This is a genomic window from Acidimicrobiales bacterium, from assembly GCA_036270875.1.
Classification (GTDB): domain Bacteria; phylum Actinomycetota; class Acidimicrobiia; order Acidimicrobiales; family AC-9; genus AC-9.
Map to the genome: position 1 here is coordinate 1 of DATBBR010000060.1, position 10859 is coordinate 10859.

The 10859-nt window shown below is 69.7% G+C and carries 10 protein-coding genes; 3 read left to right on the plus strand and 7 right to left on the minus strand.

Annotated features, from left to right (window positions below):
- Nucleotides 1-684, plus strand: a 684-nt coding sequence (locus VH112_06915; GenBank protein HEX4539962.1) for an ABC transporter ATP-binding protein, incomplete at its 5' end; no start/stop codon positions are given.
- A gap of 28 nt (nt 685-712) precedes the next feature.
- Complete coding sequence (locus tag VH112_06920) at nt 713-1600, plus strand: DUF2127 domain-containing protein (protein ID HEX4539963.1); 888 nt, start codon at nt 713-715, stop codon at nt 1598-1600.
- Here VH112_06920 and VH112_06925 read toward each other — a convergent pair.
- The 5 genes from VH112_06925 to VH112_06945 form a co-directional block, all read right to left on the minus strand.
- Nucleotides 1545-3107, minus strand: coding sequence for an AMP-binding protein (locus tag VH112_06925; GenBank protein ID HEX4539964.1), 1563 nt, complete (start codon nt 3105-3107; stop codon nt 1545-1547). The two genes, VH112_06920 and VH112_06925, sit on opposite strands and share 56 nt — an antisense overlap.
- 23 nt (nt 3108-3130) lie before the next feature.
- The gene (locus tag VH112_06930) at nt 3131-4333 is read right to left on the minus strand and encodes an acyl-CoA dehydrogenase family protein (protein HEX4539965.1); all 1203 of its coding nucleotides are present in this window, start codon (nt 4331-4333) and stop codon (nt 3131-3133) included.
- 157 nt (nt 4334-4490) lie between these two features.
- Nucleotides 4491-5729, minus strand: a complete 1239-nt coding sequence (locus tag VH112_06935; protein ID HEX4539966.1) for an alcohol dehydrogenase catalytic domain-containing protein — start codon at nt 5727-5729, stop codon at nt 4491-4493.
- On the minus strand, nt 5726-6505 hold the full coding sequence (locus VH112_06940; GenBank protein ID HEX4539967.1) for an SDR family oxidoreductase: 780 nt from the start codon (nt 6503-6505) through the stop codon (nt 5726-5728). Before VH112_06940 ends, VH112_06935 begins: the two co-directional genes overlap by 4 nt.
- Nucleotides 6502-7311, minus strand: coding sequence for an SDR family oxidoreductase (locus tag VH112_06945; GenBank protein ID HEX4539968.1), 810 nt, complete (start codon nt 7309-7311; stop codon nt 6502-6504). The genes VH112_06940 and VH112_06945 overlap by 4 nt, the downstream gene beginning before the upstream one ends.
- Nucleotides 7312-7887: 576 nt before the next feature.
- Here VH112_06945 and VH112_06950 point away from each other — a divergent pair.
- Nucleotides 7888-8199 (plus strand): DUF3303 family protein, encoded by a 312-nt coding sequence (locus tag VH112_06950; protein ID HEX4539969.1) that lies wholly within the window; start codon nt 7888-7890, stop codon nt 8197-8199.
- A 558-nt stretch (nt 8200-8757) separates the two neighbouring features.
- Here the strand turns inward: VH112_06950 and VH112_06955 are convergent.
- Entirely contained in the window at nt 8758-9054 is a 297-nt protein-coding gene (locus VH112_06955) for a hypothetical protein (GenBank protein HEX4539970.1), read from the minus strand.
- Between the two features lie 390 nt (nt 9055-9444).
- Nucleotides 9445-10464 carry a pentapeptide repeat-containing protein gene (locus tag VH112_06960; GenBank protein ID HEX4539971.1) on the minus strand — a complete coding sequence of 340 codons (1020 nt, stop codon included), beginning with the start codon at nt 10462-10464 and terminating at the stop codon, nt 9445-9447.
- Nucleotides 10465-10859: the final 395 nt, after the last annotated feature.

Here is a 10859-nt window from a genome sequence, read left to right on the forward strand (position 1 = left end):
AGGGCCGGCTACGGGCGCATCGAGGTGCTGCACGGGGTGGATCTGTCGGTGCCCAGGGCGAGCGTGCTCGCCCTGCTGGGCCCCAACGGCGCCGGCAAGACGACGACCCTCAAGGTGGCTTGCGGCCGCATGCGACCGACCGCCGGAGGTGTCTGGCACGAAGAGACCGCGGTGGTCACGCGGTCGCCCGACGGGCTCGCTCGCAAGGGGGTGTGCATCATCCCGGAAGGACGGGGCGTGTTCCCCAACCTCAGCGTGACCGAGAACCTCCGCATGTGGACCTATCGGGGCGGGGTCAGCCGGTCCGAGGTGGAGGAGCGCGCCTTCGGCCGGTTTCCTCGACTGCGCGACCGTCGCGGCCAGCTGGCCGGCACCCTCTCGGGTGGCGAGCAGCAGATGCTGGCGATCTCGCGGGCGCTGTCCACCAACCCGACGCTGCTCCTCCTGGACGAGATCTCCATGGGGCTGGCTCCGATCGTGGTGGCCGAGCTGTACGAGGTGGTCGCCCAGCTGGCCGCCGAGGGAATCGCCATCGTGATCGTCGAGCAGTTCGTGCGGACCGCCCTCGGGGTGGCCGATCGGGCGGCCATCATGGCCCAGGGCCGTATCCAGCTGGAGGGCGAGCCGGGCGAGGTGGGCGACGCGGTCCTCGACATCTATCTGCGGAGAGCATCGACCCATTGACGTGACGCCAGAGTACGGTTGCCGCGCAATGCCTGAGCGCAGACGTCGTCGGCTCCACATCAGCTACGAGCTGCTGAGCTGTGCCACCGAGGATCACGCGCTGGTGGGCACCGACGCCGCCACCATCCGCCCCGAGGACTACCTGATCGCCCGCGAGCTCGACGGCGGCCGCTGGTACCGCTGTCTTCGGTGCGACAGCTGGGTCGCGATGGCGCCGCCGGCGGAGCCGCGCCGTGCCCACCCGCCCGACAGAGACGAGATCGAGCTCCCGCTGCGGGGCCGGCCGCTGCGGGACCGCTACGTGCTCCGCCTCATCGCCCTCGACCGGGCCGTGCACGTCGTCGTCCTCTCCGCGCTGGCCGTGGCCATCTTCGTCTTCGTCACGCACCGGTCCCAGCTGCAGCAGGCGGTGTACCGCATCCTGGGTGACGTCCAAGGTGGCGTCGGCGGTCCGGCCCACACCGTCCATCGAGGTTTCCTTGGTGAGCTCGACAAGGTCGTGTCGCTGCAGCCCCACACGCTCGAGATCGCCGGCGGACTTGTCGCCGGCTACGCCGTGCTGGAGGCGGTCGAGATGGTGGGGCTGTGGTACGGACGGCGGTGGGCCGAGTACTTGACATTCGTGGCTACCACGGTGCTGCTCCCCCTCGAGGTCTACGAGCTGACGACCAGGATCACCGCTCTCAAGGTGATCGCCCTCGTCGTCAACCTCGCCATCGTCGTGTACCTGCTCCTGGCCAAGCGGCTCTTCGGGCTTCGCGGTGGGGAACGCGCCCTTCAGGCCATCCGTGAGCGCGAGCTGGGCTGGAGCGCCATCGAGCGGGCCACGCCTCCCACGTTCGACGCTCGACGGGTCGCGGCTACGGGGCCGGCCCGGGAGGCCGGCCGGACGCCACGGCCAGGAGCCGTTCCCTGAGGCCCGCCCGGTCAGCCTTGCCTGCAGCGGTGGTCGGAAGTCCGGCGACGGGGACGACGAGCTCGGGGACCTTGAACCGGGCCACGCCCCGCTCGGCGAACCACGCCCGGCAGGCCTCGAGGTCGAAGCGATCGTCGGTCACCACGAAGACCGCCACCCGCTCGCCCAGGCGGACGTCGGGATAGCCCACGGCGACGGCCTGGCGCACGGAGGGGTGGGCCTCGAGTACCGATTCCACCTCGGCCGTGGCGATGTTCTCGCCCCCGCGGATGATCACGTCCTTGATCCTGCCGACGATGGTGAGTGAGTGGTCGCGGTCGAGCACGGCAAGGTCCCCGGTGCGGAACCATCCTCGCCGGGTGGCCTCCTGGGTCTGGGACGCCTCCGCGTAACCGGCGAACAGCTCGGGACCGCGCACCCACAGCTCGCCCTCGGCGCCGGGAGGCAGAGGCCGGCCGCTGGAAGGATCGCTGATCCTCAGCTCCACCTCACCGACTGCTTTGCCGTCGGTCTCCTGGGCCTGACGCGGCGCGTCACTGGACATGGTGGTCGTCACCGTGGGGGCCTCGGTGGAGCCGTAGCTGCGCTTGACCAGACACCCGAGCTCTTCGGTCGCGGTGGCGACGAAGGCGGGGCTCACCCCGGTGCCGCCACTCGACACCAGCCTCAGACTGGCCACCCGTCGACGGGAGAAGGTGCCGGCCGACATCAGTCCGAGAAAGAACGTCGGCGGGCCGACCATGAAGCTGATCCGCTCGGTTTCCACGGCCGTCAGCGCCGCCTCGGGGTCCCACCGCTCCATGAGCACCGTGAGCATCCCGGCTGCCCCCGGCACCAGCACGGCGTTGAGCAGCCCCGAGACGTGGGCGAGGGGAGCCGGCATCAGCACCGCGTCGTCGCGCCCCAGCCCGTGCACGCCGGTCATCAGGCGGGCCTTGTACGCGAGGGTTCGCTGGGTGTGGAGCACCGCCTTGGGCTCGCCCGTCGACCCCGAGGTGAACACCACGACGGCCAGATCGGTCGGCCGGGCTGCGGGTGGAGGGCTGCTCGTACCGAGGAGGTTCGGGAACTCTCCCTCCGGGCCTCGGACAGGCACGGCCCGGCGCGCCTCGCGGGCCGGCATCCCGGTGCCGCCGAGCACCAGCTTGGGTTCGATCAGCTCCAGGATGCGCTCGACCTCACTGGGGCCCCACGAGTGGTGGAGAGGGGCGGCCACCGCCCCCAGCCGCCAGCAGGCCCGGTAGAGGAGGACCGACTCGTGCCAATTGGGCAGCTGCCAGGCCACCGCGTCACCCCGGCGCACGCCGTTGGCCCGAAGGCCTCCGGCCAACGCGCCCACGAGGGAATCGAGCTCGGGCCCCGTCAGGCGGACCGAGCCGTCGACCAGGCGGACCGGCGCCCCCGATCGGGGCGACAGGACGGCGTCGAGCGGGGGCACGTCCCAGGGGCCGCCGGGGCGGCGGTAGTCACGAGCTCTCGTGGCGGTGAGCGTGGGGCGCAGGCGCACAGGGCGAAAACGGGGGCGCGGCGCTACACCGCCGGGGGGCGCCAGGCGGCGCTGGCCGGCGCCCGCCCCTTCAGCACGTTGACGCCCACGAAGTTGCGCTGGACCTCGACCGTGCCCGCTCCGATGCACAGTCCGCGGATATCGCGATAGGCCCGCTCCACGGGATACTCGCGGCTGTAGCCGTAGCCGCCGAGCAGCTGGATGGCCTCGTCACAGACGAACTTGGCCGCCAGATTGGCGGCCGTCTTGGCCATGGCCGTCTCCAGCGGAGGCGGCGTGCCGTGGGGGCCGGCCATGTGGACCGCCCGGTAGAGCAGCAGTCGCGCCCCCTCCAGCTGGGTCGCCATGTCGGCGATCTTCCACTGGAGGCCCTGGAGCTCGGCCAGCGGCCGTCCACCGACCGTGCGCTCGTTGAGGTAGCCGACCGCGTGCTCGAGCGCGCCCTGGGCGGCGCCGATGCACATGCCGGCGTTGCCGCAGCGCTCGTGGTTGAGATGGGCGAGCAGCGTTCGAAACGCCGCGCTGTCGCCCGGGTCGCCGGCCAGGAGCACGTCCTCGGGGGCCACGTGGACATCGTCGAACGCCAGCTCGGCCTCGGTGCAACCCCGGAGGCCCATCTTGCGGTGGGTGCCGGCGACGCTGACCCCGGGCGACGAGAGGTCGACCACCACGGCACCGATCCCCTTGGCGCCGTCGCCGCCCGGCCAACGGCACCACACCAGGCACCCGGCGGCGACGTGGCCGCCCGTCACGTAGTTCTTGTAGGCGTTGAGGCGCCAGCCCCCGCTCGGGTCCTCGGTCAGGTGGGCCCGCATCAGGTTGGCGGCCGAGCCCGCATCGGGCTCGGTGATGCCGATGCAGAACAGGGCGTCACCCGAGGCAACTCGAGGCAGCCAGCGGCGCTTCAGGGCCTCGTTGCCGAGGTGCTCGATAGCCCGCGGTGGGCCGTTGAAGATCAGCTGGCAGAGGATGGCGCTGGAGACGTCAGCGCGGGACAGCTCTTCGAGCACGATGGTCGACTCCACGTCGCCCATGCCCATGCCGCCATGCTCCTCACCCGTGGTGATGCCGAAGAGGTCGGAGGCCTTGAGCACGTCCCAGGAGTGGTAGGGGAACTCCTCGGTCTCGTCCCAATGCGACGCCCTGGGTGCGAGCTCTCGCTCGGCCAGGTCGCGGGCCAGCTTGCGCAGCGACGCCTGGTCCTCGGTGTCCGCGAAGGGGTCCATACCGGGGTCGATCGTATCCGCCGGGGCCGCCGCGGGCCCCTTCCGGTCGTGTTGTCGTTCCACCTTGCGTCGGAAGCGGGCGGGCGACGGGCGGGCACCCAGCCATCTTTCGGCCAAAGGGGGAACCGCACGACGGTCAGCGCCGCGATCACCTCGCTCAGGAGCGAAAGTCGAAGGCCACCTTGATGGCGCCACTCGCGCCCTGATCGGCGAGGGCACCGAAGGCGTCCCGCCACCCCTCGAGCGGGAAGGAGTGCGTGAGCATGGGCCGAATGTCGACCCTGCCGTCGGTGACGAGATCGAGATAGTGGCGGAGGCCGTGCTGGCGGCGGCCATCCACCTCCTCGATCCCGAAGGCGTTGGAGCCGACCAGGCGGATCTCCTTGAAGTAGATCGGCGTCCACTCGAAGCGGGCCGGGGTGCACACGCCGCTCTGCACCAGCGAGCCCCGCGCCGCCAGCACCCGCACCCCGACCTCGAGGGTCTCCGGCGATCCGACCGTGTCGTAGACGACGTCGACGTGCCCGGGGTGGGCCATCGGGAGGCCGGCCCACGCTCGGCGCAGCACGCCGCCGGACCAGCGGGCGATCTCCTCGACCAGAGCCTCGCGGGGCTCGGGCGCCACGACCTTCGCCCCGAGGCGGGCCGCCAGCTCGGCCTGCGCCGGCCAACGGGCCACGGTGAGGACGTCGACATCGGGGTAGAGGGACCGCAGGATGGCCGTCGTCGTCGTTCCCAGAGCGCCGGCGCCGTAGACCACGCACCGCCCGCCCGGCGGCGGCGGTGTGCGGGTCACGGCGTGCAGCGACACCGAGAACGGGTCGGCCATCACGGCCACCTCGTCGGGGACGGCGTCGGGCACGGGGAACAGCATCGAGTCGTGCGCTGGAAGGCGCGGGGCGAACCCCCCGGTCGCCTCCTTGGCGTTGCCGGTGTGAATGCCCGCCGACAGCCGACCGTCGGTGAAGTGCCAGCAGAGGTTGTAGTCGCCGGCTTCGCAGGCCGGGCACGGCGGGTCGATCCCCCGCGGGCCACACGAGAGCCACGGATTGAGCACGACCCGCTGCCCGACGTCCAGGCCCCGGGCCGACGGGCCCAGCTCGGCGACGGTGCCCACGACCTCGTGCCCGAGCACCTGAGGGAAGGAGATCAGCGCCGTCATCGAGTTGTCCGAGGCGTCCCCGCCGTCGGTGTCCATGAAGACCTGCTTGGCGTCCGAGCCGCAGATGCCGGTCATCCTGGTCTCGAGGACGACCCAGTCCGGCCCGAGGGGACGAGGCTCGTCGATGTCGGTGATGGCCATCGGCGTGTCGGCCAGCGCCTTCACCAACCGGTTGGCATCCGCCGCGGGCTGGGGTTGCGGCTCGGCGCCAACGCCAAAGACCAGACCCCTCACGAGCCGGGCCTCCGCTCCATCAGCGCCGACCCGGCGATGAAGTCGTCGATGGCCGACGTCTTCCCCTCGACGATGGCCTTCATGTCGGGCACGTACGCTTCGAAGCCGTCGCCCTCGATCGCGGCCACGATGCCCTCGGCGCACTCTTCCGGGGAGACCTTGGGCCCGTCGTAGATCGGGTCCTCGTTGTCGGGAAGCGACCAGATCTCGGTGTCGATGGGACCGGGATGCACGAGCCTGACCCGCAGGCCGGTCGCGGCCAGGTCGATGGCCATGACCTCGGTCCAGCCGCTGAGGGCGAACTTGCTGGCGCAGTACGCCGCTTCGTGCAGCACACCCAGCCGTCCCGCGGCGCTGGCCACGTTGACGATCGTGCCTTCGTTGCGGCCCAGCATCGGGGGCAGCAGGCGCAAGATCATCCGCACGGGCGACTCGAAGTTCACCCGCATCACGTCCGACACCTCGTCGGGGGACAGGCGGGTCACGTGCCGGCGCTTGGGAACGGCGGCGTTGTTGACGAGGGTGTCCAGGTGGCCGAAGGCGTCCCACGCCTCGACGGCCACGCGCTCGGCAGCAGCCAGGTCACCCAGGTCGGCGACCCACATGCGGGAGGCCGGCGACGACTGGCGACAGTCGTCCAGCACCTGGGCCAGGCGGTCACCTCGGCGGGCGACGAGGCCAACGGTCGCCCCGCGCTTGGCCAGCAGGCGGGCGAGTGCGGCACCGATGCCCGACGAAGCGCCGGTGACGAGCACGTTGCCGGTCGTCGCGCTCACGAGGCGCCGCCCTGGCGCTCCTGGCGCTGCTGGCGAGTCCACTCGGCCGAACCGGCGAGGAACTGCCCGACGTCCTTGGCCTTCTCGGCAGCGATGGCCGAGAACCAGTCCGGGACGTAGATCTCGAAGACGTCAGCATCGAGCTGGGCGGCGATGGCGTCGGCGACGGCCTGGGGCGGCAGGGCGTCGATGTCGGCCATGAGCGGGTCGTTGTCCGGCAGCCCGAACAGCTCGGTGTCGATGATGCCCGGGTTCACCACGTGGAGCCGGACACCGGTGTCCCACAAGTCGACGGCCATGGACTCGGACCAGGCGGTGAGCGCAGCCTTCGACGCGGCGTAGGCGGCCTCGCCCGGCGGCCCCAGGCGGGCGGCTACCGACGAGATGTTGACGATGTGGGCCTCGCCCCGGTCGAGCATGTGCGGAAGCAGGGCGAGCGTGAGCCGCACGGGCGACAGGTAGTTGAGGGCCATGACGTCGTCGACCACCTCGGGCGTGAGCGAGGTGACATGTCGACGCTTCGGCATCCCGGCGTTGTTGACGAGGATGTCGACCCCGCCCAGCTCGGCTTCGGCGCGCCGGCCGAGCTCGGTGACCTGGCTGAGCTCGGACAGGTCGGCGACCCACATGCGACAGTCGGGCGAGGCGCCTCGGCAGTCGGCGAGCACTTCCTCGAGGCGGTCCTCGCGTCGGGCGCAGATCCCGACGGTGGCGCCCCGTCGGGCCAGGTCCCTGGCCACGGCGGCACCGATGCCGGACGAGGCGCCGGTGACGAGCGCCGTCCTGCCTGCGATCGAGTAGGCCATGAGGCTTTATGACTACCATGATTCAAGCCCACTCCGCCTCACCCCGCCCCGCACCGGTTTGTCAGGTCTGTCAGGGCTTTCGAGGTTTCTCGGAGTGACCCACACTTCGTCTCACACCGGCTCGTAACGACTCGTCGGCGGAATCGATGGCGGAATCTCAGGACCGGCGATGGTGCAGCCGGGCCATCCCTCGGGCGGGCGCTTGCCGTGCCCGCTCTTCTCTCCGATTGACCCCACGACGAAGCGCCCGCCGCTCCTGAGCCGTCCTGCCGCCCCACACGCCCACGATCGTGTCATCGGCGAGGGCGAACTCCAGACATTCAGCCCGCACCGAGCAGCGCCGGCACATGGATGGAACGGACTTGGTGAGTCCGTCCAAGGACAGTGCCGGGACGATGCGAAGGGTCCGACGCTCCTCCTAAACAGGCGCCGGAGCCGGTCCTTCACAAAAGACCCGTCGGGGATTTTCAACGGTGCTGTAACCCCCGGTTGCCTGAACCTGAGCGTACCCTTTGAGTCTAACGCCAGGATCCGTCCTGACAGGACCACCACGTAGCGAACCAGGGGTATCGAACGATGAAATATCTCGTGTCATGGACGACGCGGAATGGGGCTTCCGCCGCGGACAACGAAGCTGCGGTGGCCCGTGTCCTCGAGGTCTACGGCAAGTGGTCGCCGCCGTCTGACGCGACCTTCCACCAGTTCCTGGGGCGACTAGATGCCCGGGGTGGCTGCGCAGTGGTGGAGACCGACAATCCAGACTCCCTCGCCGAGGGACCGGCGAAGTTCGGCCCGTATTTCGACTATGAGATTGTCCCGATGGTCGACATCGGTGACACGGTCCGCCACGTCAGCGAAGGGATTGAGTTCCGTCGTTCGGCCAAGTAGCACCAAGTCCGCGACTCCGCCGGCGGAAGCGGAGCGCCCCCAGCGCCAGACGCCAGCTCGCGGGTTACGGCGGAACACCCCCGGGGCGTCGTACGGTTAATAGTTACCTCGGCACCTAGCCACTGGGCGTCCCCCGCCCGGGCGATATCTGACTCCCACAACAGAGGTGGGACAGCGCGGACGATTCACCGTTTGGGACTCTCGGAACGAAAGTAACTCTATCCAAGGGCCGGCCTGCTGGAGGGGTTCGGATCGGGCAGCCCTAACTCGTCCCGTGGATCAGGGCATCACCCCTCCTGCAGACCGACCCGTCGTCCTACTGGCTGGGGCTCACTTGATTGTGGGGAGGCCCAGTCGGCCGCGTCTCCGCCCGAGAAGGATCGGAGCCGCCCCAACAGGACGCCAGGTCGTGACAGCGGGGGAGCCGCGCGCGGAGGCCTCCTAAGGCCAGTGTGCGCCTCGAGCGGACTCCTGTCGATCCCCCCTAAGTCCGGGGATCAGCCGCTTTCCAAACCTCCCGGCTGCAGTGCGGCCGTTTCCGGAGGACTACGCCTAGCGTCAGGCTGAAACGAACGCGTGCGCGGGGTAGATGTCCGGTTGAACGTCGATGCCCAGCTCCCGCAAGATCGGCATGAGCTGGTCGCCAAAGCGTCGGAAGGAGTCCTCAGAGTCCCACACGTCGACGACTCGAAATCCACCCTGCCCTGGACCAGCGATATGGGCCAGGAGTCCCTCAACGGGCCAGTCGGTCGGCGACTCCATACGGTTCTTCTTGCCGCCAGTAAGCCTGTTGATGCTCTGTTCATACTGCTGCTGGGTGAGAGTTGGCCCCTGAAAGACTGCGACAACCGCCATTGCGTCCTCCCATTGGACTAGAGGAGTTCAACTCCGAGCCAACCATATCGCCATCCGCTACCCCTCTCCCATCCTGACAGCCATCGCCCTGCCGAACGTCAAGAGAGGTAGAAGCGAAGCCGAGCAGCCTAGGGGCCGACGAGCATCTGGAAATCAGCACGCGTTGCTCTTGACCTCCTGCTTCGTTGCGCCGGCAGCTCGAGCGGTTGCGCACGTCCTTCGCGATGCTCACGCCCGGCTCGATGGCGACACGGCGCGAGGATGTGATGCGGCTGCTCAGCCAACTAGGCGAGGTCGAGAACCGCCTCGGTCGCTCGCGAAATGGCTTGCGGGCACTCCTCGAGGACGCTTAGGTCAACAGCCCGGCCGCTCCCTCGAGCGGAAGTTGACCTACAGATGCCCGGCACAGGTCTCTGGGTTGCTTGCGCCGCTGTTGCTCCCATCCGGGCAGGTGGTATTCGACCAAGTCACCTTGTTGAAGTTGGCCCCGGTGGTGGTGGCGCCGGTCAGGTTGGCGTTGGTCAGGTTGGCGCCGGCGAGGTTGGCGCCTGTCAGGTTGGCGTTCGAGAGGTTGGCCCCGCTCAGGTTGGCCTTGCCGAGGTTGGCGTTCGAGAGGTTGGCCCCGCTCAGGTCGGCCCCGCTCAGGTCGGCCTTGTTGAAGTTCTGCCCCGACAGATTGGGAGTGTAGGTGATGACGACCGTGCCATCGCCGGAGCGCGCGCCGTTGGTCATGCCTGTTCCCGACGAGGTGAAGCCCGAGCCGCCGCCGCCTGCGGCCGCGCCCATCGTGGGGGTCTCGCCGCCCCAGTAGCCGCCGCCGCCCCCGCCGCCGTTGCCGCCGCTCCCACCGCTGCCCTGGACGCCGCTGCCGGTCGTGCCGGTCTGGTTGCCGCCAGCGCCGCCGCCCGTCGGGTTGCCGCCAATGCCCCCATCTCCGCCGGTCAGGCCGCCGCCGCTGCCGCCGTTGCTGCTGGGGGCGTTGGAGCCGCCGCCGCCGCCGCCGGCGATCACCACGCGGTTGCTCAAATCGGTGCCGCCGATGCGGATGTCGGAGGCACCCCCGCCGACGCTCGCGCCGCCGCTCCCGCCGCCGTTAAAACCAGGGTTGAGAGGGTTGAGAGTGGTGTCCCCCGAGCCGCCCACGAAGACGTTGACGACAGCGACCCCGGTGACGTCCACGGTGGCGACGGCCTGACCCCCAGCGCCCCCAGTGCTGCCGCCGCCCTGGGCACCCTCGACGTCGAAGCTTGCCGAGGTCACCCCCTGAGGCACGGTCCAGGTCTGGGGAGCGCCAGTGTAGGAGAAGGTGCAGGTCACCGTGGTCGTACCCGTGCAGGAAGGCGACGCCCCGGCGGGTGGCACCATCGCAGAAAGCAGACCCAGCGACGCCACGCCAGAGCCAAGCGCCACCGTCGCTCCGATTACAACCAGGCGGCGAGTACCAAGATGATTGAGGAGCGACATGTCCCCCCCGGCGATGTGGTCTACCTGTGATCCTACGGAACCCCTTGAGTAATGTCACCACCCACAAAGCGGTGCATTCCGCTGAGGCACGGCGTCCATAGGACATTCGCGACGAGCCGATAAATGTGGCTCTCGAGAGAAAGTGCCCAGCTGGCCGGGCAGAGCTTCACGGGAGCATTACTGCCGCTCGTGAGCGCGGTCGTGAGCGGCGGATCAGGCCCACCGAAGACGGCGGTGACGAACCAAGCCAGCGCGAGGCCAGTTTGGACCCGGCGGGGCACCCGTCGGCAGCCGAGCCATCTCGGCCGGCACCACGGTCGCAACGCGTGACCAAGGCTCGC

What these genes read in the sequence shown, in the direction of transcription:
- VH112_06920 (HEX4539963.1), top strand. Translation starts at nt 713, where the DNA reads ATGCCTGAGCGCAGACGTCGTCGGCTCCACATCAGCTACGAGCTGCTG.
- VH112_06930 (HEX4539965.1), bottom strand. Translation starts at nt 4,333, where the DNA reads ATGGACCCCTTCGCGGACACCGAGGACCAGGCGTCGCTGCGCAAGCTG.
- VH112_06945 (HEX4539968.1), bottom strand. Translation starts at nt 7,311, where the DNA reads ATGGCCTACTCGATCGCAGGCAGGACGGCGCTCGTCACCGGCGCCTCG.
- VH112_06950 (HEX4539969.1), top strand. Translation starts at nt 7,888, where the DNA reads ATGAAATATCTCGTGTCATGGACGACGCGGAATGGGGCTTCCGCCGCG.
- VH112_06955 (HEX4539970.1), bottom strand. Translation starts at nt 9,054, where the DNA reads ATGGCGGTTGTCGCAGTCTTTCAGGGGCCAACTCTCACCCAGCAGCAG.